This window comes from Enterococcus sp. DIV0901a (assembly GCF_051711525.1).
Classification (GTDB): domain Bacteria; phylum Bacillota; class Bacilli; order Lactobacillales; family Enterococcaceae; genus Enterococcus_B; species Enterococcus_B faecium.
In genome coordinates this window covers 1225846-1252819 of record NZ_JBIOMW010000001.1, presented here as the reverse complement: position 1 = coordinate 1252819, position 26974 = coordinate 1225846, and the positions used below count along the sequence as shown (strand labels likewise).

The 26974-nt window shown below is 34.9% G+C and carries 30 protein-coding genes and 3 pseudogenes; 13 read left to right on the top strand and 20 right to left on the bottom strand.

What is annotated here, in order from left to right:
* Positions 1 to 12: 12 nt before the first annotated feature.
* From IGL70_RS05950 to IGL70_RS05940, 3 genes are all read right to left on the bottom strand, one after another.
* The gene (locus IGL70_RS05950) at positions 13 to 1014 is read right to left on the bottom strand and encodes an alpha/beta hydrolase (RefSeq protein WP_010728342.1); all 1002 of its coding nucleotides are present in this window, start codon (positions 1012 to 1014) and stop codon (positions 13 to 15) included.
* Between the two features lie 4 nt (positions 1015 to 1018).
* Positions 1019 to 2932, bottom strand: a complete 1914-nt coding sequence (locus tag IGL70_RS05945) for an alpha/beta fold hydrolase (RefSeq protein ID WP_104873883.1) — start codon at positions 2930 to 2932, stop codon at positions 1019 to 1021.
* A 167-nt stretch (positions 2933 to 3099) separates the two neighbouring features.
* Entirely contained in the window at positions 3100 to 3606 is a 507-nt protein-coding gene (locus tag IGL70_RS05940) for a cysteine hydrolase family protein (RefSeq protein WP_086300057.1), read from the bottom strand.
* 159 nt (positions 3607 to 3765) lie between these two features.
* Here IGL70_RS05940 and IGL70_RS05935 point away from each other — a divergent pair, with 159 nt between their 5' ends.
* Positions 3766 to 4206 (top strand): Spx/MgsR family RNA polymerase-binding regulatory protein, encoded by a 441-nt coding sequence (locus tag IGL70_RS05935; RefSeq protein ID WP_086300056.1) that lies wholly within the window; start codon positions 3766 to 3768, stop codon positions 4204 to 4206.
* Between the two features lie 25 nt (positions 4207 to 4231).
* Here IGL70_RS05935 and IGL70_RS05930 read toward each other — a convergent pair whose 3' ends face one another.
* From IGL70_RS05930 to IGL70_RS05915, 4 genes and pseudogenes are all read right to left on the bottom strand, one after another.
* A complete protein-coding gene (locus IGL70_RS05930; protein WP_308732884.1) occupies positions 4232 to 5260 on the bottom strand; it encodes a hypothetical protein in 1029 nt (342 codons plus the stop codon).
* A gap of 54 nt (positions 5261 to 5314) precedes the next feature.
* A pseudogene (locus IGL70_RS05925) lies at positions 5315 to 5539 on the bottom strand (helix-turn-helix domain-containing protein); the annotation flags it as partial.
* Between the two features lie 509 nt (positions 5540 to 6048).
* Positions 6049 to 7320: a cell wall anchor protein gene (locus tag IGL70_RS05920; RefSeq protein WP_104873882.1), complete on the bottom strand. Its 1272-nt coding sequence runs from the start codon at positions 7318 to 7320 to the stop codon at positions 6049 to 6051.
* Between the two features lie 195 nt (positions 7321 to 7515).
* Positions 7516 to 8355 (bottom strand): CPBP family intramembrane glutamic endopeptidase, encoded by an 840-nt coding sequence (locus IGL70_RS05915; RefSeq protein WP_010727724.1) that lies wholly within the window; start codon positions 8353 to 8355, stop codon positions 7516 to 7518.
* A gap of 184 nt (positions 8356 to 8539) precedes the next feature.
* Between IGL70_RS05915 and IGL70_RS05910 the strand changes: the two are divergent.
* The 3 genes and pseudogenes from IGL70_RS05910 to IGL70_RS05900 form a co-directional block, all read left to right on the top strand.
* A pseudogene (locus tag IGL70_RS05910) lies at positions 8540 to 8737 on the top strand (rotamase); the annotation flags it as partial.
* A gap of 91 nt (positions 8738 to 8828) precedes the next feature.
* A complete protein-coding gene (locus IGL70_RS05905) occupies positions 8829 to 10196 on the top strand; it encodes an ISL3 family transposase (protein ID WP_043921381.1) in 1368 nt (455 codons plus the stop codon).
* Positions 10197 to 10233: 37 nt separating this feature from the next.
* Positions 10234 to 10944, top strand: a pseudogene (locus IGL70_RS05900) (peptidyl-prolyl cis-trans isomerase); the annotation flags it as partial.
* A gap of 593 nt (positions 10945 to 11537) precedes the next feature.
* Here the strand turns inward: IGL70_RS05900 and IGL70_RS05895 are convergent.
* The 7 genes from IGL70_RS05895 to IGL70_RS05865 are packed head-to-tail and all read right to left on the bottom strand — an operon-like array spanning position 11538 to position 17359.
* Complete coding sequence (locus IGL70_RS05895) at positions 11538 to 12233, bottom strand: fructose-6-phosphate aldolase (RefSeq protein ID WP_058140390.1); 696 nt, start codon at positions 12231 to 12233, stop codon at positions 11538 to 11540.
* Positions 12217 to 12615, bottom strand: coding sequence for a PTS glucitol/sorbitol transporter subunit IIA (locus IGL70_RS05890; protein ID WP_002296624.1), 399 nt, complete (start codon positions 12613 to 12615; stop codon positions 12217 to 12219). The genes IGL70_RS05895 and IGL70_RS05890 overlap by 17 nt, the downstream gene beginning before the upstream one ends.
* Before the next feature lie 17 nt (positions 12616 to 12632).
* Positions 12633 to 13628, bottom strand: a complete 996-nt coding sequence (srlE, locus tag IGL70_RS05885; RefSeq protein ID WP_002331718.1) for a PTS glucitol/sorbitol transporter subunit IIB — start codon at positions 13626 to 13628, stop codon at positions 12633 to 12635.
* A gap of 17 nt (positions 13629 to 13645) precedes the next feature.
* Positions 13646 to 14200, bottom strand: a complete 555-nt coding sequence (gene srlA / locus IGL70_RS05880) for a PTS glucitol/sorbitol transporter subunit IIC (protein ID WP_002289423.1) — start codon at positions 14198 to 14200, stop codon at positions 13646 to 13648.
* On the bottom strand, positions 14188 to 14679 hold the full coding sequence (locus IGL70_RS05875) for a transcriptional regulator GutM (RefSeq protein WP_002299268.1): 492 nt from the start codon (positions 14677 to 14679) through the stop codon (positions 14188 to 14190). The genes srlA and IGL70_RS05875 overlap by 13 nt, the downstream gene beginning before the upstream one ends.
* Positions 14672 to 16540 carry a BglG family transcription antiterminator gene (locus IGL70_RS05870; RefSeq protein WP_081156662.1) on the bottom strand — a complete coding sequence of 623 codons (1869 nt, stop codon included), beginning with the start codon at positions 16538 to 16540 and terminating at the stop codon, positions 14672 to 14674. Before IGL70_RS05870 ends, IGL70_RS05875 begins: the two co-directional genes overlap by 8 nt.
* A gap of 18 nt (positions 16541 to 16558) precedes the next feature.
* Positions 16559 to 17359, bottom strand: a complete 801-nt coding sequence (locus IGL70_RS05865) for an SDR family oxidoreductase (protein WP_002289420.1) — start codon at positions 17357 to 17359, stop codon at positions 16559 to 16561.
* Between the two features lie 223 nt (positions 17360 to 17582).
* On the opposite strand from IGL70_RS05865, the gene IGL70_RS05860 reads away from it, so the two are divergent.
* The 3 genes from IGL70_RS05860 (at position 17583) to IGL70_RS05850 (ending at position 19291) form a co-directional block, all read left to right on the top strand.
* Positions 17583 to 17798, top strand: a complete 216-nt coding sequence (locus IGL70_RS05860) for a DUF378 domain-containing protein (RefSeq protein WP_002289418.1) — start codon at positions 17583 to 17585, stop codon at positions 17796 to 17798.
* A gap of 138 nt (positions 17799 to 17936) precedes the next feature.
* A complete protein-coding gene (locus IGL70_RS05855; protein WP_002324037.1) occupies positions 17937 to 18422 on the top strand; it encodes a hypothetical protein in 486 nt (161 codons plus the stop codon).
* 455 nt (positions 18423 to 18877) lie between these two features.
* Positions 18878 to 19291 carry an Hsp20/alpha crystallin family protein gene (locus IGL70_RS05850; protein ID WP_002299276.1) on the top strand — a complete coding sequence of 138 codons (414 nt, stop codon included), beginning with the start codon at positions 18878 to 18880 and terminating at the stop codon, positions 19289 to 19291.
* 79 nt (positions 19292 to 19370) lie between these two features.
* Here IGL70_RS05850 and IGL70_RS05845 read toward each other — a convergent pair whose 3' ends face one another.
* Positions 19371 to 20330 carry an IS30 family transposase gene (locus IGL70_RS05845; RefSeq protein ID WP_002336308.1) on the bottom strand — a complete coding sequence of 320 codons (960 nt, stop codon included), beginning with the start codon at positions 20328 to 20330 and terminating at the stop codon, positions 19371 to 19373.
* 162 nt (positions 20331 to 20492) lie between these two features.
* Between IGL70_RS05845 and IGL70_RS05840 the strand changes: the two genes are divergently transcribed.
* The 4 genes from IGL70_RS05840 to IGL70_RS05825 all read left to right on the top strand — a co-directional run bounded on the left by IGL70_RS05840 (position 20493) and on the right by IGL70_RS05825 (position 23007).
* Positions 20493 to 20753, top strand: coding sequence for a hypothetical protein (locus IGL70_RS05840; protein ID WP_002322258.1), 261 nt, complete (start codon positions 20493 to 20495; stop codon positions 20751 to 20753).
* A 117-nt stretch (positions 20754 to 20870) separates the two neighbouring features.
* A complete protein-coding gene (locus IGL70_RS05835; protein ID WP_025480068.1) occupies positions 20871 to 21161 on the top strand; it encodes a hypothetical protein in 291 nt (96 codons plus the stop codon).
* A 490-nt stretch (positions 21162 to 21651) separates the two neighbouring features.
* Positions 21652 to 22443, top strand: coding sequence for a TraX family protein (locus IGL70_RS05830; RefSeq protein WP_081156661.1), 792 nt, complete (start codon positions 21652 to 21654; stop codon positions 22441 to 22443).
* Between the two features lie 171 nt (positions 22444 to 22614).
* Entirely contained in the window at positions 22615 to 23007 is a 393-nt protein-coding gene (locus IGL70_RS05825) for a VOC family protein (RefSeq protein ID WP_002323082.1), read from the top strand.
* Positions 23008 to 23088: 81 nt separating this feature from the next.
* On the opposite strand, the gene IGL70_RS05820 is transcribed toward IGL70_RS05825, so the two are convergent.
* The 5 genes from IGL70_RS05820 to IGL70_RS05800 all read right to left on the bottom strand — a co-directional run bounded on the left by IGL70_RS05820 (position 23089) and on the right by IGL70_RS05800 (position 25974).
* Positions 23089 to 24012 carry an NAD-dependent epimerase/dehydratase family protein gene (locus IGL70_RS05820; protein WP_002331713.1) on the bottom strand — a complete coding sequence of 308 codons (924 nt, stop codon included), beginning with the start codon at positions 24010 to 24012 and terminating at the stop codon, positions 23089 to 23091.
* On the bottom strand, positions 24013 to 24690 hold the full coding sequence (locus IGL70_RS05815; protein ID WP_086300047.1) for a type 1 glutamine amidotransferase domain-containing protein: 678 nt from the start codon (positions 24688 to 24690) through the stop codon (positions 24013 to 24015).
* Positions 24668 to 25021, bottom strand: coding sequence for an ArsR/SmtB family transcription factor (locus IGL70_RS05810; RefSeq protein WP_002324895.1), 354 nt, complete (start codon positions 25019 to 25021; stop codon positions 24668 to 24670). The genes IGL70_RS05815 and IGL70_RS05810 overlap by 23 nt, the downstream gene beginning before the upstream one ends.
* A gap of 278 nt (positions 25022 to 25299) precedes the next feature.
* Entirely contained in the window at positions 25300 to 25497 is a 198-nt protein-coding gene (locus IGL70_RS05805) for a cold-shock protein (protein ID WP_002293041.1), read from the bottom strand.
* Between the two features lie 261 nt (positions 25498 to 25758).
* A complete protein-coding gene (locus tag IGL70_RS05800) occupies positions 25759 to 25974 on the bottom strand; it encodes a hypothetical protein (RefSeq protein WP_002298666.1) in 216 nt (71 codons plus the stop codon).
* Between the two features lie 97 nt (positions 25975 to 26071).
* On the opposite strand from IGL70_RS05800, the gene IGL70_RS05795 reads away from it, so the two are divergent.
* Complete coding sequence (locus IGL70_RS05795) at positions 26072 to 26326, top strand: hypothetical protein (protein WP_104874042.1); 255 nt, start codon at positions 26072 to 26074, stop codon at positions 26324 to 26326.
* Between the two features lie 178 nt (positions 26327 to 26504).
* The gene (locus IGL70_RS05790; protein WP_010829649.1) at positions 26505 to 26684 is read left to right on the top strand and encodes a hypothetical protein; all 180 of its coding nucleotides are present in this window, start codon (positions 26505 to 26507) and stop codon (positions 26682 to 26684) included.
* Positions 26685 to 26974: the final 290 nt, after the last annotated feature.

Below are 26974 nucleotides of genomic sequence, written 5' to 3'. Positions count from 1 at the left end.
CATCATAAGACTTTACTCCTTGAAAAACATTACTAACTTTTGATATGTTTCTTGCGCTTGTTTATTGCTGAAATCAAACTGATATTCATGGTTCAAAACAGCATTTTTCTCCGCATAATCTACTTTTGTGACTTTCACCCCCGCTTTCTCAAATACAGAAGTTACTTCTTCCATTTGTTTCGTAAACGTATTTGTATTTCCATCCGTTAAGAATGTGTTTTGCGTCCAACGATCCGCATGTCTGACCAAGGCTAAACTTTTGACCTTCTCTGATTGTTCAAAGTCCTTATTATCAAAGTAAGCCCATCCACATTTTTCATAAAGAAAGCTAGAGATTTTATCACTTACTTGAGTAAATGCAGAAGGATCCAACAGACCAGACAAAGAAATAAACTTCGTAATCTGCTTGTTCTCCAAAGTCGGATCAAGATGATCAGCTTTTTTAATTTCTTCATTTTGAAGTGCTAACAAATATTCTCCACTAATTTGTGCACCTGCCGAATCTCCACCAATCGAAATATTCGACCAATCTGCTTGATCTTTTATCTCTTTTTTAGCTGCTTGAATGGCTTCGTTCAATTGGATAACTGGTGTAGGATGTTTTGCTTCCGGTGATCGTTCATAATCTATATTTACGATGATTTGCTGCGTGTCTGAACATAGATATTCCAAATAATCACGACAATCATTTTTATCCCCTCCTACATATGCGCCTCCATGCATCCAGAAAAGAATCGGTAATTTTTTCTTTTCCACTTTCGGTGTGTAGATATCCATATTATTATTTTTGTACTTTGAAGGATAGGATATTTCTTTTTTTATATCGATTTGTTCGATTTTTTGCTGGAAATCATCTGGTCGGGCATATACTTGTTCTTTTTCACTTGTGTCAAATTGTTTTCTAACAAGCAAGCTAATCGGCTTTGGTGTGATTTGATTAATCAAAAATACAGTGACTAAAATAACTACGATGATAACTGGTACTGCAATCACTATTCGCTTGAACCATTTCATTCATTTACCCTCTCTTTCTTCGCCAAATCCATGTGATAATCGTGCTAACAGATAAAAATCCACCTGAATAAATGAGAAGCGAATGTTTCTTTTCTCCAGTTTTCGGCAACATTCTTTTTTTTGCATCTGTCTTTTTTTGTACTTTCACTGTCATCTGAATCGGTTGCGTATCATCACTTGATTGATCCTCTCGAGGTTCATTCTTTCCCTTATTGTCTGCATTCTCTGTCGGATCTTGCTTTTTTGGTGGAGCTACTGGGATTTTTTTGTAATAGAAAATAATAGTTGGTATCGTCTCATTAAAAATCCCTTCAGTCGGTCCTTCAACATTTGCTAATTCGTATCCTTCGAATGTCTTTTGCTCTGTCATATAATTTTCTCCATAAGCTCCGTAAAGCTGGATTTCGTCCTGGTCTTTGAGTAGACTTTTATTGTTTTCATCCACATACTTTACGTTTATCTGATCATGGAACACTACTTTCAAAAAGTCCGTTACATGTTTCGTGTAGGCAGCATGGTCAACTTCCTGTGCCTTTCCATGCCCTGCTCCTTCTACTAATAAAAGATCTTTATACCCTCCTGATAACTCATATAATTTTTGCGCGTTAGACACAGGTACTACATCATCTGCTGTTCCATGGATAATCAATTTAGGCAATGAATCTGACATTCCAATCGTAGGTAGAGCAGCTTTTGTATCCAAATGCATCTCCTGATCAAAATAGTATTGTTTCAAAAGGCCCATAAATAAATCTTCATGCTCTTGATCCCCAATGATGTCTAACTGATTTTTTATGGCATCCGGTAGTGCGGGGACTACTGTCTGGCTGTACGTAAAACGTAGTTGTTCATCAATTGATGCAAATCCGCAATTTTCAATAATTCCTTTGACATTGACAGGAATATCTTTCGCTAATACAGACATCATCGTAGCTGCTCCCATCGAACCACCATAAAGTAAAATCTTTTGAGATGGCCGCTCTCGAACTTCTTGATTTATCCAGTAAAGGACGTCATCTGACTCATATTGTCCATAGGTCACATAATCGCCTCCGCTATTACCAGTCGCTCTGGAATCAACAAATAATAAATTATACCCGGCCTTATAAAAATCATTGTATTCTTCTGTAACGATCCCGTTATTCCAATTCCCTCGAAATCCGCCATGGATCATGACTGTTTTATCTGAACCTTGATCGACATAATATGCATATACATCCATCATTTTGCCATCTTGTTTGTTTAGTACAGTTTGATGAAGTTGTTTTGTATTTGGATAGAAGCCTGTGTTTTCTGTAGGCGTTGTCCCATCATCTGTACCTCCAAGCATCGACATCAACACACTGTTTTTTGCAAAAGCGATATCGTACAATAGATAAGTAGCAATCAGATGTTTGATAATCTCTTTATCTACACCATAATCATTAACAGCAAGCTCAGTGACTAATAACTCTATTAATTTTGACTTGATGTCTTCTGTTGGTCCATTAAGTATTTCTGTCATCTGTTTACCGAAGTAATTCAAATATTCTTTACCATTGAAATTTTCACCTTTACCGATATCATCATTTTCTGTCCCATTCTCTTTGTCACTTACTTTAGCAGAAGAGGATTCGTCGTTTGACATTTTTGTAGCTGTTGCTTCTTCTGTTTGTTGGTTATCTGTGGTAGCGGTCGTTTCTTGATCTGTGCTAGTAACAGATGTCTCAGCCGTTGTTTCAGTATTTGTTTCTGTTTGTGAAGTACTCGATTTCGTTTCATTTCCAGCATCAGTAGTTTCTGTGGTTTCTACCTCCCGAGATTCCGATTCGGAAGAAATGCTCTCTCCATATACTGTCCATTGCGGGACGCTTGTACTTACAGCAAATAAAATGACCAACGCTCCCTTTAATACTTGTTTTGTTCTCAAGCTATTCACTCCTTTTTATGTTTCTAGGAGAATTATATGTAAACGCAAACATTTTTTATACAAAAAATAAATGGTTTATCCCATAAAAATAGAACAGGATTATTTTCTCATTTTACGTAATAAAGCAGAATGGATAAACCAGTATCCATTCTGCTTTTTTTAAACGAAGAAACAACTTATTGCTCCAAAAATGTCAGAAATCGTTTATCCCAAATTTTCTCGTAAAAAGCGATTGTTTCCTTTGCTTTCATAAAAGGATTATCATAAGTTGTCGTTGCTCCTCTACACATCATAAGCTGGTATCCTAATCCATGAGCAAACTTCACAGTCGTATCTATACAATACTCTGTTTGTGCCCCACATAATTCGATCGAATGACAGTCCAATTCAGTTAATAACATACTCAGATTAGTCTTATAAAATGAATTCGCATGGGTTTTTCTCACAAAATAACTGTGCTCAGGAATAGATAATTCCGACAATAGCTCCCATGGTTTTGTTCCTGGTACTAATTGATCATCTTCGTGTTGAACGAAAATAACTGGTTTCCCAATCGTTTCGTATGTTTTGATTCTTTTATTCACTAATGCTGTCACTGTTTCTAATTCGTGTATCGGCGAAGAATCAAAACATACCCCTTTTTGTAAATCGATCACTACTATTGCGTCGGCTGTGTTTGACATACTTGTGCCTTCTTTCTTTTTTCTTGATTTAATAGTATTTCTTATCTAGCTAGTTCCATTATACGTGACAACATTTTCTTATTTTACACCTCTAAATGGCACTTTTCGACTATTTCTTCATGTTATTATTTCATAAATACTTAGCTATTGGAGGAATGTATGATGATTAAATTGTATACAGGTTCTGGCTGCTCGTCTTCAAGACGCGCAAAACGTTGGCTTATCGTCCATGATATACCGTTTATCGAACAAAACTTAATTCGTCAACCACTAACCAAAAATGAATTTATCCACTTACTAAAATTGACAAACAACGGCGTGACCGAAATGCTCTCTACTCATTCTATTAGTTATAAAAATCTTGTTCATAGAATAGACGAGCTTAGTTTGAGTGAACTATACCTTGAGATTCGTACATCCCCTTCTTTATTGAAAAAACCGATTATCTACGACCAACCTGCAAAACTTTTGACTGGATTTAGCGAAGATAAAATCAGGATGTTCCTTCCTAAAACTAAAAGAAAGCAAGAGCTCAATGAACTCTTGCTTTCTGGTCATCTTGTTGATTTTAAAGAAAACAATCTTTTGGCGATGTCTTGATCTTGGCATAAAAAATCTGCTGTTCTTAATTAACGAAATCCAATTTTTCCAATATGGATCTATTTTTCTCATTCCTGATTTTTATGATCTCAGCTTTCAGACGCGCCCAATCATTTTTTGTAGGTTGTCCATTCCAGTAAAATATCTGTGTATTCGTTTGATCATATGCCTTTTTGTCGATAGGATAATCGCTAATGACAATATCAGGTAACTGATCAGCGGATGCACTATATTTTATTGGGCGTTCAGTCATAGATAATATCCTTTTCTTTGCCCATAATTCCTGAGTTTTACCGTACTTCGATTGAATATAGAATATGACAGGTTGTTCGTGTTTTATAAAAATGTCCCTGACTAGCATACAGTATTGAAAAATCAACCGACTGTTCTTTTCATAATAAGTATTAAGCTCTGGAATTCTGCGAGCTACCCCACCAAAAAACTGTTGCATGATTGGATACATCACTGGAAATATATGCTGAAAATCTCTGTCTTCTGCTGATTTTCCGAAAGCATCCACCTTCTTTTTTGTCCCAAAAACCCTTGAATACAAATGGATCATTGCCAAATTGACATATAGATAATTTTTTTCTGAAGTTGTAAAACAAATCTTGAAGTTTTTTTCAAAATTTTCTACAATAGACGATTCAATCCAGCCCCAACTTTCTTGTACTTTATCTGGAGCATCCAACAAATCTTCTTCCAAATAGGTATTCATTACACCAAACATAAAATAAAGGTAAGCTTGCTCTGTTGGAGTGATGTGATTCATCGACCAGAAGTTTGCTTCAAAAAAAGGCTCTAGTATGTAATGCGTAAACTCTTCTTTTGTTATCAATGGATGCACAAATTTGTTCATCTCTTCTGGGACATACGTAATCGGGTGGCCTTGTTTCATTCGTTGCAACGAAATTCTTAGTAGGCTGATCCATTTCTTTCTATCTATACTACGCGTATATGGCGCATGTTTCGCAAATTTTTCTAATAGTTGACGTTTATTTTTTATACTTGATAATATATCAGAATGATTTTCGTCGAATGACTGCCAATACATCAAGTGAAAAAAGTATCGGATACGGTATTCTTCTCCTTCTATCGGATTACCTTTTTTCAAGCTGCAAGATAAATGATAGTTTTTCAAAATAGTATTAAGTTCTCTTAATTTTCTTTGAATCGTACGCAAACTTATATAATTTTTTTGACTAAGATTTTCTAAGGATTGATAAGTACCTTTGTAAAGTGAATCCAGTAAAATATAACCAATCGTTCCCTCTAACAGTATAGAATAAACTTTACTCAGTAAAAACTGAGAAGAAAACTCGACTTTTATCATCTTGTTTTCTGAAAGAAAAGATAATTTATATTCTGGATACCTTTCGCAAAACGATTCTGCTTGTTGAATCACCGAATTCATCTTAGCCAGGGTGTAGTTTAGATCTAAAGCGATATCCTTCACCACATATAATTTCTCGTCTCTTTCATAACAATAGTTCAAAAATTGATATACTTGCCTTTCATTGATATCAATAAATTCTTCAAACAAAGTACATACTCCTTTTTATCTATTATTTAGACTTATTCCGACAGCTACATGAATAACGTACAAATAGATTCGTTACTGATTTTTCAGAGATACTACCATGCGCAGTGTGCATTGTCAATTATTCTTGCTCTTATTTTCCATTTGTGTTCCTGTTATTTCCTGTTTCTCAAATATGTTAGTAAACAAAAATAGACCTGGCAAAGCTACAACTTCGCCAGGCAATACAGCACTCTCGAATGAAATATTCACTCAAAAATCTATCGTTTTTTATTCAATTTTAGATCTGTTGCTTTTATTCTTTATTTCACTCGATGGAAGAGAGAACGAAAATAGCTTGCTCCTACAATCAAAATGAGTAACACACCCATCCATGTATTTAGCTTGTTCAAGGTTCTACTACCAGTTTCTGGTAAATCGCTTTTTCTATTATCTGTTTCTTTCGCTTTTTCTTGATGATCAATTCCACGAGAAACAAAATCAGGCTGTTTTAGCACACTTTTTAGGTTGCTCCCTGCATTTCTCTTTTGTTCCTTAGTTGGTATGATTGGTACCAAATCAAGTTCATTATTTACTTTTCCTGTGCTGCTTTCACTACTTGTGCTATCTGTACTGCTTTCGCTGCTCGTGCTTCCTGTGCTACTCTCACTGCTCGTGTTTTCTGTGCTACTTTCACTGCTCGTACTTTCTGTGCTGCTTTCACTGCTTGTGCTATCCGTACTGCTTTCACTGCTCGTGCTTCCTGTGCTACTCTCACTACTCATGCTTCCTGTGCTACTTTCACTACTCGTACTCTCCGTACTGCTTTCGCTGCTCGTGCTTCCTGTGCTACTTTCACTGCTCGTACTTTCTGTGCTGCTCTCACTGCTTGTGCTATCCGTACTGCTTTCGCTGCTCGTGCTTCCTGTGCTACTCTCACTACTCATGCTTCCTGTGCTACTTTCACTACTCGTACTCTCCGTACTGCTTTCGCTGCTCGTGCTTCCTGTGCTACTTTCACTACTCGTACTCTCCGTACTGCTTTCGCTGCTCGTGTTTTCTGTGCTACTTTCACTGCTCGTACTCTCTGTACTGCTTTCACCGCTCGTGTTTTCTGTACTGCTTTCACTACTTGTGCTATCCGTACTGCTTGGCGGTCCAACAACTGTCCAACTGCTTGGTTTCAAATTCTCCGTAATCGTCATCTGTCCATTATAAAAAACAATCAAATCAACTTTATCTTTACTCTTGATCTCATCAATCGATAGTTCTGCAGAAATCATTATTGTATACTCAATACCAGCGGTCCATTGTACGTCTTTTAAATAAACTTCCCCAATAACTTTTTCTGAACTTCCATTACCATCCCAACCATATGTTAGAACAGCATGTACATCACTAGCATTCACGCTTTTGTTTGGTTTGACTGGAATAGTAATGACTTGTTGTGTCATGTCATAAACAATCCGATCAGTTTTCACAGTAAATGAAAGATTCTCATTTGCCCGTTCATTTGCAGACGTACTGATTCCAATCATTGCTGCAATTATACTCAGCCCAAGAATAACAAATAATACGGTCGCTGTTTTCTTCATTTCTATCACTCTCCATATAATTACCTTCTATTTGATAAAGGAATTATATAAAATGAAAATGATGAGAACACGACAGTCAGTTGTGAAAATCTAACAAAAGATGTCGTGTATTCGCTTGAATTTGTTTACTTTTTCGTTTAATCAATGACAGACTTAAAAAAGCAAGACCGATATCAGCCTTGCTTTCTTCATCTTTTATTGATAAACAGCAGTGTATTTCTTCATCCGCTTTGTTTTATATGCATAGAGTAACAAACCAACAATCAAGACTAACAAGAATAATGTAGTCGATATAGATGCTTCAGCCCCAAAGTTTCCCCCAGTAATTATTGTATTTTGCGATTGGATCAGAGTGGAGAAAAAACCTTGTTCTTGCGTTCCGCTGACTGGTATACCCAAAATAGCTCCTTGTGTCCAATTCCAAGTAATATGAGCACCAATAGCCGTAAATAAACTTCCTGTACTGTAGATAAGTGCGCTGAAAAAGCAACCTGCTAAAAAGATATTGAAAACTGCCAGAAATGTCATGTTAGGATTCAATCCGTGCAAAAGAGCAAATAATGCAGCAGATCCAATCATTGCTATTAACGGACCAAATCTAAGCATCTGATGCTGAAAAAAGCCACGGAATAAAAGCTCTTCTGATGCCCCCACTGCAATAAATAAAATAAAACTCGTTATCAGCGGCACAATGTTTGCGTTTCCTGAATCTAACCGATACGCCCCCGTCAAATATAATGGACTAGTAATAAGCAGAAACACTCCAATTCCAACAACGAGACCTCCCGCTAAATACCCCCAGTCTTTTCCTCGAACAGAAACACCGTAATCTTCTATTCTTTTTCCTTCGACCTTACTAGCAAGAAATAAAGCTAGTAAAAAAACAGCTAAATGTCCGACCGTACCGGCAATTGCTCCAATCCATTCACTATTTCCAATAAATATATCCGCAAGTGCATTATTGACAAGAATTCCTAAAACAAAACCAACTAAGACTATTAAAACAGATCCAATCAACCGAATAATCCTGATCATCTTTCATCCCTCCTTTATATTAAGTTTAACAACCCTTTTCTTTCTTGTCTCGTGAAAACTATATAAATGTTCTCCATCATAGAGAGAATAGATTTTTACGAACTAAGAATATCTACAGCAACCTTACGAAAATGAAAGACTGTCTCCCTAATTCTTCTGTTAGACTGTTTTTAATAAGGAAAGGATGGGAAATTTTTTGAAAAAACAACTACTAATTATGTGCCTTTCAGCATGTGCAATTTTACTATTCTCAGGTTGTAGCAAGTCCAATGAAACAATTGCAACGTTTAAAGGTGGAACACTTACAGTTCAGGATTTTTATGATAACCCAAAAGTTAAATCAAATAATCAAACACTATTAAAAAAAATGGTTCAGTATAAATTCTTGTGTAAATAGAAATTAGATAACAAAAAAAGAAGGGTTGTCCCTTACAATGTTAATAACGACAAAAACATGGGGAGCCCTTCTTACTATGAATTATACAGAACTGTCAGTTACTACTCAAGATGTTATGCCTAACAAAGGTGTCTTATCCTTTAATTCTGGTCTTACCGACTTTATTCAAGTTGGCGAGCCAATTCAAAATGAAGGTGGATTAACCTTTGTAGGAAAGCTAGATGAGCGTGGTGATACCTTCTGTCCTAATTGCTCAAGAAAACTAGTTAAAAATGGGTCTTTAGAATCTACCCTTAAGCACGTCGCTATTGGTGGAGTACACACCAATATCAGAGTGTCCTATGCACGTTTTCGTTGTCTTAACATTGATTGCCAATTCAACACTAGAAGCCAGTCTATCCCTTTTAAAGCTGATGGTTATCGCATCACCAAACCTTTAAAAGAATACACTGAGAAACTGTTAAGCTATGGCCTTACTCTAAAGGCAGTGGCTTGGCTTACTGGCTTGGACAAGATGACTGTAAAGTCAATTCACAAGTCTCTTCTACTGTCTAAATTTACAACTGATGGCAAGACACTCATAAAACCTGAAAGGCAGGCAAAATACTTAGCCATTGATGAGTTTAAGCTCCACGATGGCCATAAGTACGCCACCGCAATCATAGACTGGGAAACAGGGTATATTCTCTACTTAGCCCATGGCAAGAAGAAAGCCGTTGTTTTCGAGTTTATGGATCATGTTGGCGATGAGTGGATGTCAAAAGTTGAGGCGGTGGCTTGCGACATGAATTCAGACTTCGAAGAAGCTTTTAAAGGGCGCTATCCCAAGCTAGACATCGTCTATGATCGCTTCCACATTATCAAGAATTTCAACGATAAAGTGGTTTCAGAGATCAGAAAGGATGAACAAAGACGGCTGGCTGAAGAAGGCTCTCCAGAGGCTGCTAAGTTGCTTAAGAACTCACGTTACATCTTGATGTCTAAGAGGTCCACATTAGTTCAGAAGGACGAGGATGCCCGTCAAGGCAAGCTAGTGTCTACTGCTGGTGAAATATTCAATACACCAGAAATAAAGGCTTATGGCGGTAATGAAGCATGGTATGACGAGCTGTTGGAAGAAAACAAGCTCTTCTTCACAATAGACCTCGTCAAAGACTTGCTAGACCAGGCATACAACTCACATGACGAGGTGGAAATGTGCGTTAGACTTGAAGGGATCATAGACATCTGCAAGGCAACTGAGAATAGCCACTTTATTTGGTTTGCGCGTCTCTTAAATAACCATTTGAGAGGGATCTACACGTTCGCCAAATACGGGATATCAACTGGCAAACTTGAGGGTATCAACAATAAGATCAAGACTGAGAGACGTAAGGGTTATGGGTATCCAGATGATGAATACTTCTTTCTGCGATTAATGGAAATATCCCGAAAGGCATCCTAAATCTCACAGCCGTTTACACAAGAATTTATACTGAACCAAAAAAATGATTGTCTTCAAAGCATTTGATGATGTATACGGAAAAGAGATTTCTTCAAAGGAAGTTACAAAAGAATATAATGAACAAATCAAAAAACTCGGTCCAAACTACAAGGAACAATTAAAAGCAGTTGGCCAAACAGAAGAGACATATAAGAAACTCTTTAAACAGATGCTGGCTTTCCAATACGGTTTGAAAGCCAATGTAAAATTAACAGATAAAGATCTAGACACTGCTTGGAAAGAATTCTATCCAGAAGTTAGTACACAGATCATTCTATTTTCGACTAAAGAAGAAGCAGATAAAGCAAAAAAAGCAGCAAATGAAGGGGAAAATTTCTCCAAGCTTGTTCAAGCTTATGGAAAAAATAAAACATTAAAGGAAACTGATGGAAAAATGAATTTTGATTCAACCAATCCAGAGATTCCTACTGAAGTAAAAAAAGCAGCATTTCAATTAAACAACGGGGAAGTTTCTGATATCATTCCTGTAACAGATCCAACGACTTATCAGCAAAGCTATTATCTAGTAAAAATGGTAAAAAAACAGGATAAAGGTTCTAATAAAGACAAATACAAATCTGAGCTAGAAAAAATTGCTACCGAAGCAAAAACTCTTGATACGGAATTCATGGATAAAACAATCCGTAAAGTGATGAAAAAAGACAATGTAACTATTAAAGATCCTTATGTAAAAAATATATTCAAATAAACAAATTTGACCCAATTGGGGATGTGGCAAAATTTGAGAAGTGATTTTTGGAAATTCCTTCTTATTTTTGAGGCAAACCACTTTTGCCACAACTTCATCGGGGTCTTTTTTTATTTGTACCAAAACAAATCACTGGATTTGTTACAATCATGAGGATATAATTTAAAAAAGTTTTTTATTTCTATCACATGAATCAATGCGCCATTAAGTAGATTCTTTCATGCTTCCCTATTTTTTCACTTGCCGTATCGCTTCAAAAACAACTATCATAAACTCAAACTCGACTGAAAAGTTATTTTAAAAAAGACTAAAAATATCCCTTCTGGACTTGTTCTTCTTATTCTGTTATACTAGAGAAACACGAAAGATATTTTTATGCGACACTTTTCATTTGTTTTTATGAAATTTATTCAAAACTGGCGTAACTTCAGAGTTACAAGGATGTATTAGAGGTTAGGGAATACATCGTTTAAATGAGAAATAAGTAATAGTTAGTAATAGTCACCCAAACTTTAAATTAATGAATATTGAATCGTCAGATAGCCTTCTCGAGTTTTCGAGAAGGCTATCGTTTATTTTATGGAGAAATTGATTCAGAAGTAATCAGCGACCTTTTTTAGTTCACCAATCGTTTCTGCTTGGAAAGTTTGCACCCAATCTTCTTGGAAGCCCCTCACTGCTTTATCAATCGAGGGCATCTCTAATACTTGATCTAGTAGCTCTTTACCTAACGTTATCGCATGAGCTCCAGATCGAATCGCTGCAGTGACTTGTTCACAATTTTTGAAACTAGCTGCTAATATTTTTGTTGGTCTTTGCGTACGTTCGATCTCAGTCCGCAACGAATCAATCACTTTCATAGCATCAATGCCTTGATTTTGCATCCTGTTATAATAAGGTGCAATATAATCTGCTCCATTATTAATAGCTAAATACCCTTGTAATTCTGTGTAAATAGCTGTACCGGTAATCAAATAACCTTCTTTTTTCAACTTTTTGATCGCTTGAAGGCCTGCTTGATTCACCGGCACCTTGATAAACGTATCTTTTCCCAATTCTTCTATGATAACTCGAGCATCCTCTATCATTTCTTCTTCCGTTCTTCCTATTGTCTGAATATGGATAGGAATCTGTCCGATTATTTTTTTGATTTCTTTCATATGCGAGAAGAAGTTTGACGCTCCTTCTTTTTTCAGAATTGTAGGATTTGTTGTTACGCCTGTTAAATTCAAAAACTGTTGACAAGAATAAATACTTTTTGTATTTGCTGTATCAAGCATGATTTCCATATAGCTTTCCCCCATTCTGATCCTCTTGATCGATTTTAATGATTGTCCCCTTTCTTAAATGCGGCATTTCCTTATCTTCTACATACATTGTTCCTGGAAGTTCCGGCTCATGAGATCCATCAAATTTTATCGTGATATGTCCTAATTCATTCAAATTAGTTTGGACAACATCTCCTACTGCTGTGATTACATACATTTGTTTATCAAAACAGAGCTTCATATCACAAGTTATTTCTTTTCTTACCTGATTCAATTCAATCTTATAACAATAATCTGTTAATGTTTCCGGTGCTTCATCTCCAAATAAAATCATTATTTTTTCTTTCCTGAATACTTCTGCTTCTATACCAACATCTGTTACAACCGTTTCAAAGATCGTCATCTCTGTTCCTCCTAAACTCAGCTATATAATCCAAAACTTGCTACCCAAGCAATGATAACTCGTGGGATGCCGTTAAGAAATCTTGAATAAAGAACTGATGGTACACCTACTTCTACTGTCTCAGCTTTTGCTTCTTCCAAACCTAGACCGACTGGAATAAAATCACATGCATTTTGAGTATTGATAGCAAATAGTGCCGGTAATGCTAATTGGGGAGGAATATTTCCTTTCCCAATCTCTACACCGATCAATGTTCCAATCACTTGGCTAATAACTGCCCCTGGACCAAGCAAAGGAGATAAAAATGGCAGTGAACAAATAAATCCAATGATTGTTAATCCAACTGCATTTCCTGCTAAAGGTGCCATAATGTTAGCAAATACATTACCGATCCCAGAACCTTGTATCACACCAATCAAAAGGGAAACGAAAGCCATAAAAGGGATCACTGTCCGGATCATCGTATCTACTGCTTCTCTTGCTGATTGATTGAATGTAGCAACTACTTTTCCCGCGCCCATTCCAATTTTTGCTATCCAGTTTTGCTGCTCTGCTTTTTGCTCGGTTATCTTTTTAGAAGTATCATATTTGTACTTTTTATCTGGAGATGCAGTATTTACTGTTTCTTTGTTATCATCAGTTTCCATTAGTGGCTGTATTTGTTCTAACCCTACTGCTGAAACATAAATATCTTCAGTGATATATTGTGCTAATGGGCCACTTTTTCCTGTGGGAACGATATTGATGGTTGGTATCCCTTTTTTAGGATAAATTCCACATCTAAGAGTCCCTCCACAGTCAACGATTGCAAGCGCGATTTCACTATCAGGTATTGATGTTTTGAACCCGTTGATAGACTCCATACCTGTCAGTTCTTCTATTTTATCTACGATCATTGGCCTCTCACCTCCACCTGTGACATAGATGAACTTGTGTTTATCTTTTGTCGGCCTAATAATCAAAGGACCTCCATACCCGCCGTTTCCTTTTACGATCTTGATATCACTATACATTTAAAACTCTCCTTTCTCTAATCAACTGAAAGCTCTACTTTTTTGCTAAGAACGATTCCTTGCTGTCTGCATACAAATCCAGTAGTAAAATCAGTTATCCAACCACCAATAAAGTTCATCAGCAGTCCCACAAGCAAGTATCGGATAGCCAGCTCCATCGAATTTAGCCCTAAGGTTTCGATCCCTTGAGCAATCCCCATCCATACAAACAATTCTCCAGGATTAATATGGGGGAATACACCATTGCTCGTATGACAAAATTGAGCTTGAGCAGCATAATAGCTTGGTTTGTAGTATTCTGGAAGGAAACGAGCCATTGTAAATGACATAGGATTTCCCAACATAAAAGCAGATAAGAACGGTAACACAAGGTAACGAGTAAGCGGATTTTTCGCTGATAATTTGGCTACTTTCGTTACTCGGTCTTCACCTAAAAAAGCAATCAGCGTATTCATTGCAACCATCAGCATCAAGACAACTGGTACGATTCCTGTCATCCAGCTTATGAATGTTTCTGCACCTGTTTGGAACAGCCTCATAAATCCCTCAGCAAATTTTGTTATGATATCCATCGTTTGTCACTCCTTTTTTCTTTGATCGTACTTTTCCATATCCGAAAATTATTGAGCATAGCAATAAAAGGCAATGTAGGTTGTTCACTTTTTTCATTTCCTGCCTCTATTCGTAAGTATACTTCTCTGGCATTTTCTAAAGCTGCTTGTGTCAAACGATCTTCCGCTCGAACTGAGGGATGGTAACGATCGATGTAATGGATATCTTCACCCGCATAGACAGGTAATGAATGAAATTTTGCCAAAGATGTAACCCCTTGCATTTTTCTGACTTCTAAAACTTGATCATGATCGTCTATAGCTAGCATAACAATCGTGCCTGAACGGATTTTCCCAGGTCGTTTACCAATCGCTACTTTTCCTTTTCTTCGCAGTTCGCTATATGTTTGATTGAAATGCTTTAGTTGCTTCCAACTGATAACTGCTTGCAGCACATAAGCTGAAGCTGCGAAAACTATGAATAGATACATATCATTCATGAAGTCTCTCTCCTTTACTTTTGATTAGTTTTAAAAATGATTCCTGTGTCGGTGCTAATTCAATAAACTCATCTATTCCCATTTTTATGAGTTCAAATAGGATATCGTATAGCTCAAATAATTCATTTTCAACTTCAGCCGTCATTTCTTCAGGTATGGCAAATAAAAAAATAACTCCATTTCCTCCTGTTTCTGCTAAACCTTGATCAGTTATTAGCCCTACTGATAAAACAATGTGTTGAGATAGCTGGTTGGTTGTGTGAGGAAAAGCAAATTCTTTGTTAACAAATGTGCTTTGCTGAGATTCTCTTTTCAAGATCCTTTTTTCAAATTCTTCATCCACATAATAGCCTCTGATCAAAGGAGCGACTAATTTGTTTAAATATTCTTGATACGTCTTTTTTTCTTTCCATATTTGATAGAAAAAAACAGTAGAATGAAACCCGACTAATCGCTTTTTTTTTGCTTTTTGCCATTGTGCCCTTAACCAAGAGTCATCGAAAAGATTAGTCAAATGGATCACCGGTGTCTCTTCATTTACATTTTTTAACGGAATCGTTGTAAAAACAGCGAAATATTTGTTTAGATCTACTTTTTCATATTGTTCTTCTGAAACATGTGTTATTTGTATATCCCTCCCCAATATCCTTTTGATTTGTCTTTGGATCATTAATGCTGTTCCTTTTCCTGTCGTATGAACAATGGCTACTTTTTTAGAGGAAAAATGCTCTTTTTGATATCGAAATGCTAACTCCAAATACAACGTTAGGTAGCTGATCTCTACTTTAGAGATCTTATGTTGCAAGATAGCTTCTAATGCTTGTATGCATTCGCTAGCGATTTGGTAAGAAAAAGGATACTTTTTTTCTATCTCACCATAAAATAAATCAGTCAATCGATAACGAAAAATTACCCGATTTATCAATAAAGAGAGGTGCTGTTTCATCTCTTGATATAAGAAGGACTCATCCAGATCAATGAGATCTAATCGTCGAATACGCATCATCATGGGGTCGAAATATAAGCGCAAATCAGAGTTAGCTTTTCTTATCATCGTTATACTTGTGTTGATGATGTTCAAAGGAAAACTGATAAAATCTTTTTCATATTGGCTCAAAGTTAGTTCATAGATTTCTTCCAACCGATTGATCAGTTCATTGAATTCTTGGATATATTCAAAACACCCACTGTAACGATTGATGGGCTTCTTCAACAGATAGTTACTAGAGATTCTATTCAAAGAAATACCGATAACTTTCGTCAAAAGGGTGATTTCTTGTTTACTAGCATTCGTCTTCTTCTGAAAATGTTTGATTGCTTGTTTTTCTTCTAGAACCTGTTCTGTTTTCGTCTCTGAAAAGTAGGGAGAAACAAAATAAAACAAAAGTAGTCGTAATTCTAGCTCATCTCCTATTATTCTTAGTCCTTTATTTGGTGTGCCTGTAATCTTTACATCAAAATCATTGATCATCTCTTTTAATGTCTTTAGATCCTTGACCACTGTTCCTCTGCTGACACCGACTTCTTCAGACAAATCATCCATACGTAAGAAATCCTCTGTTTCGATCAGCCTATTTAGTAAATAAGCGATTCTTTTGGATGCCGAATTGAAATCACTGGCTGTTTTCAATTTTCCTTGCATGATCTCATCAAAAAAATCAAAATCATAAATTTCAAGTTCAAAATATTTGTTTTTTTGGATGATTTTTGCAATACCGGCAATTTCTTCATTCAACTCCCCAATATCTTTTTTTATGGTTTGATTACTGGTTTTGATTTCTTTTTGCACTTCCTGGATTGAAACTTTCTTGTGAGTGACTAGTAATTTCAATAATTGGTACCATCTGTTTACTAGCGTCACGTGCGTCCCCCCTATCCTTTATCCTCTTGTTTTACCTCCTGAAATATTAGTCGTGACTCCAGTGATATAACTTGATCTTTCTGAAAGATAATAGCAGACTAGATCCGCCACTTCTTGCAGCTTACCACTCCTTCCTAGAGGGATCGTACTTGTTCGACTGTAACCGTTTCTCAGCTGTTCGACGCTTATACCTCTCGTATAAGAAAGAGCTTCTTCATATTCTTGTGTTCTCAAACCGGTTTCTTCCAGTATCCCTGGTGCAACACCTACCACACGAACATTCCTCTTTCCTAACTCTTTTGCCCAAGAACGAGTAAAACTGTTCATCGCTGCTTTTGTAGCAGCATAACAGCTCTGTCCTTCTGATCCTTCCAATCCTGATTCAGAAGAAAGATTCACGATCACTCCTGATCCCTTTTGCACCAAGATTCTTCCAACTGCTTGGCTCATCAAATATACACTTTTTTGATTGACAGCGATCATCTTATCAAAAACTTGTTCTGATAATTCATACTTGCTTTTTGGATGATTTCTATCTATTAGAAGAGAAGGAATATTTATTCCTGCATTATTGACTAGACCATCGATCGTCTTGAAATGTTTCATTACTTTATATATCCCTTCTTCTATGTCCGTTTTAGAAGACACATCGACTTTTAAAGATAGTAGGTTTTCATGCTGTATACGGCATTCAGTTACATCAAAATTCGCTACTTGTGCATTCTGCTTCAACAAATTTTCGACGATACTTCTTCCAATTCCTGAGGAACCTCCAGTTACAATTACTACTTTTCCTGCAATATCCAACCAATCCGACATATGTGATCCTCTCCTTCTTTTTTCTTACAAATCCAGTATAAAAGCTCACTAAAAAAAATTAAGACATGAAATTTACAGCTTCAGCTAAAAAATGTGTACTAATGGAAGAGCAAAAAAAATTTTCATCTTTTTGCATAGATTGCTAAAATTCCTGAGCGTTATATAAGCAATGTTTCTCTTTTTGATATATAATTGTTTTATCATTTAAGAAAGGAGAATTCTAATGAAAACTTTAGATGCTATTGCATTAACTTTATTGATTGTGGGAGGGTTGAACTGGCTGTTGGTAGGCTTGTTCGAACTTGATTTAGTAGCTATGATTGCTGGTGGTTCAACAACTATTTTTGCGAAGATCATTTATATCGTCGTAGGTATTTGTGCGATCTACTGCTTGAAATTTTTCCCAATGATTACTAGAAAAGTTGATGAAAGATATTAGAAAGCTATAATTATTAAAAAAGTTATTATCTTCATGAACCTTCCCTTTATTGGGAAGGTTTTTTCATTTTAAACCATCTGCTTTTCTTTGTTTAAGTGATATACTGAATAAAGATAATCTATTTTAGGAGGAGCTATCATGCATAAAGGGATTTACGCAGGCTTGTTGGGAACTGTAATACTTTTTTCTGCCTGTGGATATAAAACAAAGAATTCTGTTAAAGAATCTTCAGCAGCCATTTCAACAACTGAGGTTGGTTCAACTAAAAGTACTTCTACTACTTCCATTACTAATACTTCTACTGGTAATGTAGATTCGCAACATAGCCAATCAAGTATTCAGTCGTCTAGCATTTCTTCAACATCTGAAATGCAAGAAAGCACTGTACCTTCTCTTCCATTAGAAAACTCTGACAAAGCACTTCTATTTCTTATTGCCCACCGTTCCGAATTACAAAGTGACGATATTGTTATTAGCTTTTATCAAAAAATTGATCGAGATTATTTGTTCACAGCTTCCAGCAAACAAATCCGTTCCCAAGGAGGATCTGGAAGCGTTGGTTTTTATCGAGTGTCACCCGAAGGATCGATTACGATGACAGATGCAAATGGAACACCATTTTGATTAGATGATATTATACGGATTTACAGTACTAGCAAGTCATTATTGGTATCATTTTTTCTGAGAAAGTTATACGGAGTATAAATAAGCATTTGCATTAACCTAATAATTCGTTACAGCTATTTCTCTTATGAATATACTCACTTCTCTACTTGCTCTCTTGATAAATTTTTGGTATCTACTTCATTTTCGGTCAACTGAGTTAATGAAATTTATTGTCGGGCGGTTTTCTAGATTCAATTTTTCTATATTTGGATAGAAGAATTTACTTTTTTACCTTTTGACATATTTTCTTCTTATTATTTTAATGATCCCTTTTTCAAATTAGAAAGATAGCCTTTGTATCATATTAGATGAAATATTCACAAAGCTAACCATTATACTTGCATTTTTTTCAAAATAGAGTTATTACGTAAATAGGGATAAATAAAAAATACTTATTGAAAGGATGATCAAAAATGGCAAATGTACCTAGCATTCGCGACATGTTCCCTGATTTCAATGACGTGTTTAGTCCAGCATTCAATGATTTTTTAGGTGTTTCAAGTTATCCAAAAGTAGATTTAGTCGAAAATGAAAAAGAATACAAACTAACTGCTGATATGCCTGGCTGTGACAAAGAAGACACGACAGTTGAATATTCAGATAATACTTTGACGATCTCCGCCAATCATGAGTCCCATACAGAAGATAAAGAAGATGGCAACTATGTACGGAAAGAAAGACATTCGGTCTCTTACAAACGTTCATTCTATCTTCCTAATGTTGATGAAGAAAAAATCACTGGAACCTTTAAAAACGGTGTGCTGAAATTGGTATTACCTAAAACAGCTCATCAGCCAAAAGAAACAAAAAAAATTGAGTTAAATTAGAACTTATCGCCTCTCGATGAATGAGGGGCGATTTTTATATATTTGGATAAGAACGAGTATGTTTAAATTTTCTTAATTGTCAAATTAAGTTAGACAGATCATCAATACTTACGTAACTCAAAAATACTTCCAAAGGTGTTCGATAATCCAGTGATTTTCTAGGAATATTATTTCGTTTAGATGCGACAGATTGAATAAAAAATTCATCTACTGAATTGAAATCCATAGATTTCAATAAACCATCTCTACGTAACAATCCGTTAGAATTCTCGTTTAGGCCTCTTTGAGACGGCGTTCCTGGATCAGCGAAATAAATGGCAATATCATTGACATTACTGATCTGTTTCCAATTTGAAAATTCCTTTCCACAATCAAAAGTGATGGATTTGAATAGGTTTTTCGGTACAGATTCAAACCATTGATTTAATTTTTTTTCAATATCAATCGCTTGTCTACCACACGGTTTCAATGTGATGATAACTTTTGATAATCGTTCAACTAAGGTAATTACAGCACTTTTATGTTTCAGACCTACGATAGTGTCACCTTCAAGGTGACCAAACTCATTTGAGAATTGGCTATAATCCTTTTCACGTTCATGAATAGAGCGGCGGAAAGTTTGTTTTCCACGTCTTTCTTGATGTCCATTCGGTTTACGCTTGCCTTTCATCGGTAAGTCAGAAGAATCAAATAGCCCCTTTTTGAACATACGATAAATGGTACGAGCAGAACAACTAATAGGAAACGCTGCACGACCAACAATCACATCGGGTGTCCATCCTTGAACAACCTTTCTTTGAATATATTCTGATTGTTCCTCGGGTAAAACAAGCGGACGTCTACCACAGTTTGATTTGTTTTTCTTATACTGTTGATAATATTCTAAGGCTGATTTTCCTTGCTTGAAGAACAGATATACTTTATGGATCGTTTGTCTTGAACGATTCAAGCAATGGGCAGTTTTAGCAACAGATTGATTAATTTTGAAATAAGACTCTATTATTACAAGTTCATCCGTTGTAAGATGGGTATAGGTCATTTGTACTCACTCCTTATAATTCTTTGGTCGGAACTATTTTGAGTGTAGCACAAATGACTTTTTTAGTTGTCTAGCTTAATTTTACAATCGGCGTTTTCAAAATGAGCAAAAAAATATTTTGTTTTTATGATAAAGATGTTATGATCTCTCTTGGTAAAAAATATGGGAGTTGATCATTTGATTGTCTTAAGTAAACTTTTGTTTTGGATACCATTTATCATAATGACCAGTGCTTTCTTTTACTTATTCAAAAGGCCTAACAAATACTTACTCTTATCTGCTTGTCCGATGATCTATTTTATCCATAAGATTAGAGGATTTTATTATTACGACTCTGGTATCTCATTGTTTTGCTACGAAATCGGCTTATTAGCTTCGGCCATCTTTTTCATATTTGTGTTAGAATATTTCAGAAAAAAATAAACTTCCAGTCAGTTTTGGCTGGAAGTTTTTTATTTGGTGCAGATCTTTTCAGCTGTTATTCATACAAGTTGATCCATTTTTCTATTATTAAGTACATACCATTGTTACTCTTTGAATGTGGGGGAGAAAAAAATAAAAGGAGCTGGTATTTTGTTAGTTATGAGTAAAGCTTTGTTTTTACTTCCCTGCACGTTCATGTTTATTGTTTTATGTTATTTCAAAAGAAGAAAAAAATGGTGCTGGATCGATGTTCTACTATTCCTTCCCTTTTTCCCGCTTATTTATTTTCTTGAAGAAATATGGGATGATATGGCATGTGATTCTGCTTTTCTTTTTAGTCATTCATTGGGGCTTATGATCTCTCTTATGATCTTTGCCATTGTGCTATTTTTTTTGAATAAAAAATAATGTATTAAAATGTATTAACTCGTTTGTCCCAACTTCCAAAACATATTTTTGAAAGTTGGGTGTTATCTTTTTTGAAGTATAAAAAGATCTCAAATCAATCCACTTTACTTTCTTATTATGTTATTCATAGTAACAAAATCCCACCTACTTTATCTTATAACTTGATTTTTTGCATAAAAACTAAATAAAGAGTGCGGCATTTCGCACTTTTTTATTATAGATAAACGTTTAGACAAATTGGAGTACTTCTAGTTTCGTGATACATTGGCATAGAAATTACTTGCAGTTTGTAGGTTTACATAATTTAATTATAGTTACACTCTATTTTATCTCCCATTCACTAATATTTCAAAGATGATTTCTCCATCTCGTTAATTATTATAGAAAATCATATGACAAAAGTGTTAGCTTTTTCGATTGTGATTCTTGCTCAACTTTATTAATAATACAACTGTCACTTGTTTCATTTATTTAATTAGGAGGGAAAAATTTGAATACTGTTAGCTTGAAAAAAGGATTTTCTACCTTTGATCTAAAAATTTTAGGGATTACGTTGATGTTTATCGATCACATTCATCAAATGTTTTATCCGTTTGGTGCTCCCGATTGGCTGGATTGGTTTGGTAGGCCAGTTGCTACTTTGTTCTTTTTTATAAGCGTTGTAGGCTTCTCACATACACATGATAAAAAGAAATATATGCAGCGACTTTATTTCTCAATGGTTCTTATGGCTTTCTTCACTTATTTTCTGGGTAATATCGTTCATTATGATGAAGTGGTATTGATAAATAATATTTTTAGAGATTTGTTTATTGGTACGGTCATGATGTATGCAATTGATCTTTTCATTGATGGAAAAAATACTGGAAGTTGGAAAAAGATTCTTACAAGTATTTTCTTGTTCATTTTACCAATCTTACTCTCACTATTTATTCCCTTGTTATTTTCCAGTCCAGTAATCGTTCAAAACAAAATTGTTTTTATGCTGATTACGTCATTTTTACCTGCACTGCTTTTAGCAGAAAATAATTTTATGGTTCTTTTGATTCCTTTACTTTATTTAGCAAGAAATCACCGTAGCATTCAATGTATTATTATCTCAATCGTTGCCGGCATATACTTCTTCTTGGGTACGACCCAGTGGATAATGATCTTTTCAGTCATCCCGATATTGTTATATAACGGACAAAAAGGAAAAGGAATGAAATATTTCTTCTATATCTTTTATCCGGCACATATTGCCCTATTATATTTGCTATCCGCGTTTTTATATAAATACTAGACTGATTATTAATGAAAGAAAAACTTGTCATAAACACTTAAAGAATCCCATGAAACTTATGCAGGAGAATTCACCATTTCGATTTAGTTCCTTTCCTTAGTCTTTTTTACCCATTCTATGTTACAATCGCTTTGCAATCGATCTCACAAAAAGGAATCTGGAGGGAAAAAGATGAAGCAAATATTGCCGTTTTTGACGTATAATGGTCAAGCAGAAGAAGCAATCAATTGGTATCACAAAGCTTTTCCTAACTCCGAAATCACTAAGTTGAATCGGTATGGAGATACCAGTAAAGAGGAACCGGATCTTATACTTGAAGGCGAACTTAAATTAGGCAATCAAGTAATTGGATTTTTGGATATGTCAAAAGATTTCCCTGCACCTGCCTCCACCTGGGCATCTACCATTTTGATTGAAGTAGATGATCAGGCAGAATTCGATCAGGCGTTTAATACATTAAAAGATAGCGGAACTGTAATGATGCATGAAAAAAACTATGAGAAGTATACGGAAGTTTGCTGGGTGACTGACAAGTTTGGCTTTACTTGGCAATTGTTATTCTAAGCATGAGATAAAACATAAAAAACGATAGTTGACATCCATTAAATATGGAAAGTCAACTATCGTTTTTTCTCTCGAGTAATATTACTTTTCTAACTTGAATAAATCGTCTAATGCATTTGAGAATGTTGTTATTTCAAAATCTGGAAATTTCTTTTTAAATTTATCAGAATTAAACTTGTTGTCATAATGATATCTAGGTAATAACTCTTTTAGCTCTTGCATATTTTTATTGAATATAGAGCCAAGATCAAACATCCATTGTTTGATCACTTTATATTTTACCGGTTTGTGCAATTTTTCTTCCATCAACTTTATCATCTCTTCATATGTTCGACTTACATCACAAGGTAGATGCCAGGTTTGGTTATAAGTGTCAGGCTGATTTGCTAAAAGCGCCATGGCTTTACTAGCATCAGGTGTCCATATTAAGGTCCTTAATGTTTGATCAGAAATTGGCAACAAAGCAGTCTTATCATTTTTCACTCGGTTAAACAATAAACTGTTTGTAATACTTTGCGTCTTATTAGGTCCATAAAATTCAGGAGCGCGACAAATCATCACATCGATGTCAGGATTCTCCATTTCAGTCACTAGCCGGTCTGCCATTTTAGCTCGAACAGTGGATTTGATACCATCATAAATAAATTTGCTATCCTCAAATTGTTCCGTGTCATTTTTTTCGTACATATAAGTATTATCGAAAAAAACTAATTTCGCCTTTGTTTCTTTACAAGCCTGTATGACGTTTTCTAACATGATTTCAAATTTTGTTTTCCACTGTTCGGAGTCCATCGGTAATCCTGCAGCAAAATAAACAATCTCACTTCCTGCTACAGCGCGAATAGTTGCCTCACGATCTAAAATATCCGCTGAGATTAGTTCGTCTGTATCGTTGATTGATTTCGGATTTCGACTAACTAAGCGAAGCTGTTTCCCGTAAGTTTGATTAAGTTCTTTTGCTAACTCGTATCCAATTTGGCCATTACTGCCAATAACTGTTTGCATTTAGATAACCTCCTTGATGAATGTTCGTGCTAGTTCTCTTGTTGAATACGGATTTTGTCCAGTAATCAGATGTCCATCCTTTACCACATGACTCTTAAAGAAACGCTTCTTGATAAAATATCCTTTTCTCCTTACAGTCATCTCTTCATTATCAAAAGGAACTACTTTGCTTTTCATCGCCAATAATTCCTCCGTTTTAGTAAAACCAGTCAATTTTTTATTTGCTATTAAATAGTCATTATTAGCAAGTCTGATATTAAATAAACCTGCTATACCATGGCACACAGATAACACATATCCATTTGATTCATAAATATCACTAGCTATTTTTTGTAATGCACTATTCTCGGGAAAATCCCACATGACACCATGCCCACCAGTAAAGTAAATAGCAGTATAATCTTTGCTCTTTACGTTTGCAGGAGACAACGTATTCCTCAAACCTTTTTCAATAAAAGCTTTATTAGAATAAAGGTCTATTACATCAGAATCTAGATTTCTCATACTTCGAGGGTCAATCGGTACATAACCTCCTAACGGACTGACAAAATCAGCTTCAAATTGATATTTATAGATTTCTGCTAAAAATTCTACTGTTTCTCCTAGCCAAAGCCCAGTAGCTTTATTTGTTCCTTTGTATTGATTGACATTTGTTTCAACTATCAGAATTTTCTTCACTGTTTTTTAGCTCCTCTATTTCATCTATTACGTCAGACAAAAAATCTCTTAGTTTATATATATTTTTATTTTCGTGTTTTAAATAGTAAAAATTTTTAGTTCCCTCTTCTCTGACCTCTAATAAATCGGCGTCTTTTAAAATTTTCAAGTGGTGCGATACTGCTGGTCTTGATAAACCTGTATCGTCAGTTAGTTCTCCTACTTGCAAACCATGACAGCTTTTTTCATTTAATAATCTAATCAAAATCAATTGTCTTTTTCTGTCACCTAAAGCTGCTAAAAAATCACTTAATGATTCTAGTTCTGTTTTTAAGCGATCGTGTCCATTCATTGTGATCTACCTCTTTCATTTATTAGTTTAAACCATTAAACCATTTTTAATAAAATATGTAAATTCCTTTGCTCAAAAAAGTAGCTTCTTTACGATTCGACAATTTCAGATAAAGCAGGTAAAAACTGGCTGTCAGAAAATAGCCAAACTGAAGCAAAAAATAATGTTAAAATTAATTAATGAACGAAAAAAATCCCTCACCTAATATTACGGTGAGGAATTTTTTCTACCGACATAAACAAAAAAACCACCTCATATGAGGCGGTTAACGTTCAACATTATTTTACGATATTTACTGCTTGAGGACCACGTTGTCCTTCTTCAATATCATAAGTAACTGCTTGGCCTTCATCTAAAGACTTAAAGCCTTCTCCTTGGATTGCTGAAAAATGAGCGAATACGTCATTTCCATCTTCACCAGTGATGAAACCAAAACCTTTATCTGAGTTAAACCATTTTACTGTACCGTTATTCATATATATTTCCTCCTGATACGTATATAATACGTGTTTTATTGCAATTAATATTACTTGGTAAAAGGAGTTTTTATAGTGTGAATATATCGCTCAGATTACGTTTCAAATTAGATTACTTATTTACTATAACACGGATGTAATGCTAACACAAGGATAATCACTCGATATACGGCTTAAATATAAATAAAAAGATGTGAAATTTCAGAAAATCACAATAATTGATTAACCAACGCGAAAGACCTTCAATGAATGATCTCTCTATCAATTAATCGAGTAATATCTAGTTTCTTTTTGTTCTTCGTTAACTACTTCCGTTTTTAAACAAAATGTTTGCAGTGTGATTATATTAGCAATACAATTTTTCGCAACTTTATATGTTTCTTCTGCAGAAGCTCCGTATTCTTTTTTTAATTTTGCTTTCGCTGCGGTTAGTTCGTGTTTTCTTAATTTTGTTAATTTGAGGTATCTGTGATTCATTCGAAACTATTCTTCTTATTATTTGGTTATTAGTTGGCTATTAGTTGATAAAATGCTATTATCCTAATTGATATAAGACTATATGGGAGATGATACTGTGGTCACATTTAGTATGCTTTTATTTTGGATTCCAGTCTGTATTGGTGTCATCTCTTTCTTTTACTTCACTAAACGTTCTAGAAAAGCGATTATATTAGTGCTTTCTTTTTTACCATCTGCGTTTTTTATAATAAAAATAATAAAACATACATTTTATCAATCGCTTTCAGCATTAAATTTTTACGTAGTAGGGTTGTTTTTATCTCTTATTCTTTTTGTCGTTGTTTTGCGATATCTTTATAAGAATTATTAATTTTTCTGCTTTTATAACTATAAATTTTCTCACTTGTTGTTTTTGTCTTTATACTAGTACTATCAATTGACATCCAACTGTTTCTCCTTAATTCTTGTTTCTGTCGACTTATTATTAAGGTATTGACTATAAAATAAATAAGAGATACTCTTATCTAAAAGTGATAGGAGGAAGAAAAATGACGCTTATCAACAAACTTAATGCTAATATATTTTTATACACCGGAATGATTCTTGTTATTCTTAATGCTATTTTTTTAGATTTCAATTTTTTTGTAAATATTTTAGGTCTTGCTCTTATCTTATTTTCTAGCAATATTATAAAATTAATTGGTAACCTTCTAAAAGACGATCACTAGTTGATTGTCTTTTTTTCTGAATGTCTATGTAACTAAAAAATATGAAAAGAATCTGTTTATCTTTTCCCCTAACGGTAGTCGCTAGACTTTAAGTGCCTTATTTTCTCTTTTTTTACTCATTTAAATAAAATTCTGATTTATCTTGTTGTGGATCAATTCATAATACACCTTGTTAGAAACCGCTGTGCTGATCTTAGCTTTATTATTTTACAAATCTTACACGATCACACTGCAAAAACGACATTTATTGTAGTCTGTGTTTGATTTGTTTTATCAAATTTTTCATTTGA

Coding starts and splice junctions, on each gene's coding strand:
- IGL70_RS05790 (WP_010829649.1), top strand. CDS start 26,505: ATGACGCTTATCAACAAACTTAATGCTAATATATTTTTATACACCGGA.
- IGL70_RS05905 (WP_043921381.1), top strand. CDS start 8,829: ATGAATTATACAGAACTGTCAGTTACTACTCAAGATGTTATGCCTAAC.
- IGL70_RS05820 (WP_002331713.1), bottom strand. CDS start 24,012: ATGCAAACAGTTATTGGCAGTAATGGCCAAATTGGATACGAGTTAGCA.
- IGL70_RS05845 (WP_002336308.1), bottom strand. CDS start 20,330: ATGACCTATACCCATCTTACAACGGATGAACTTGTAATAATAGAGTCT.
- srlE (WP_002331718.1), bottom strand. CDS start 13,628: ATGTATAGTGATATCAAGATCGTAAAAGGAAACGGCGGGTATGGAGGT.
- IGL70_RS05800 (WP_002298666.1), bottom strand. CDS start 25,974: ATGAATCACAGATACCTCAAATTAACAAAATTAAGAAAACACGAACTA.
- IGL70_RS05855 (WP_002324037.1), top strand. CDS start 17,937: ATGCATAAAGGGATTTACGCAGGCTTGTTGGGAACTGTAATACTTTTT.
- IGL70_RS05895 (WP_058140390.1), bottom strand. CDS start 12,233: ATGGAAATCATGCTTGATACAGCAAATACAAAAAGTATTTATTCTTGT.
- IGL70_RS05915 (WP_010727724.1), bottom strand. CDS start 8,355: ATGATCAGGATTATTCGGTTGATTGGATCTGTTTTAATAGTCTTAGTT.
- IGL70_RS05940 (WP_086300057.1), bottom strand. CDS start 3,606: ATGTCAAACACAGCCGACGCAATAGTAGTGATCGATTTACAAAAAGGG.
- IGL70_RS05840 (WP_002322258.1), top strand. CDS start 20,493: ATGGGAGTTGATCATTTGATTGTCTTAAGTAAACTTTTGTTTTGGATA.
- IGL70_RS05805 (WP_002293041.1), bottom strand. CDS start 25,497: ATGAATAACGGTACAGTAAAATGGTTTAACTCAGATAAAGGTTTTGGT.
- IGL70_RS05930 (WP_308732884.1), bottom strand. CDS start 5,260: ATGTATTGGCAGTCATTCGACGAAAATCATTCTGATATATTATCAAGT.
- IGL70_RS05850 (WP_002299276.1), top strand. CDS start 18,878: ATGGCAAATGTACCTAGCATTCGCGACATGTTCCCTGATTTCAATGAC.
- IGL70_RS05825 (WP_002323082.1), top strand. CDS start 22,615: ATGAAGCAAATATTGCCGTTTTTGACGTATAATGGTCAAGCAGAAGAA.
- IGL70_RS05865 (WP_002289420.1), bottom strand. CDS start 17,359: ATGTCGGATTGGTTGGATATTGCAGGAAAAGTAGTAATTGTAACTGGA.
- IGL70_RS05810 (WP_002324895.1), bottom strand. CDS start 25,021: ATGAATGGACACGATCGCTTAAAAACAGAACTAGAATCATTAAGTGAT.
- IGL70_RS05920 (WP_104873882.1), bottom strand. CDS start 7,320: ATGAAGAAAACAGCGACCGTATTATTTGTTATTCTTGGGCTGAGTATA.
- IGL70_RS05860 (WP_002289418.1), top strand. CDS start 17,583: ATGAAAACTTTAGATGCTATTGCATTAACTTTATTGATTGTGGGAGGG.
- IGL70_RS05875 (WP_002299268.1), bottom strand. CDS start 14,679: ATGAATGATATGTATCTATTCATAGTTTTCGCAGCTTCAGCTTATGTG.
- IGL70_RS05950 (WP_010728342.1), bottom strand. CDS start 1,014: ATGAAATGGTTCAAGCGAATAGTGATTGCAGTACCAGTTATCATCGTA.
- IGL70_RS05890 (WP_002296624.1), bottom strand. CDS start 12,615: ATGACGATCTTTGAAACGGTTGTAACAGATGTTGGTATAGAAGCAGAA.
- srlA (WP_002289423.1), bottom strand. CDS start 14,200: ATGGATATCATAACAAAATTTGCTGAGGGATTTATGAGGCTGTTCCAA.
- IGL70_RS05935 (WP_086300056.1), top strand. CDS start 3,766: ATGATGATTAAATTGTATACAGGTTCTGGCTGCTCGTCTTCAAGACGC.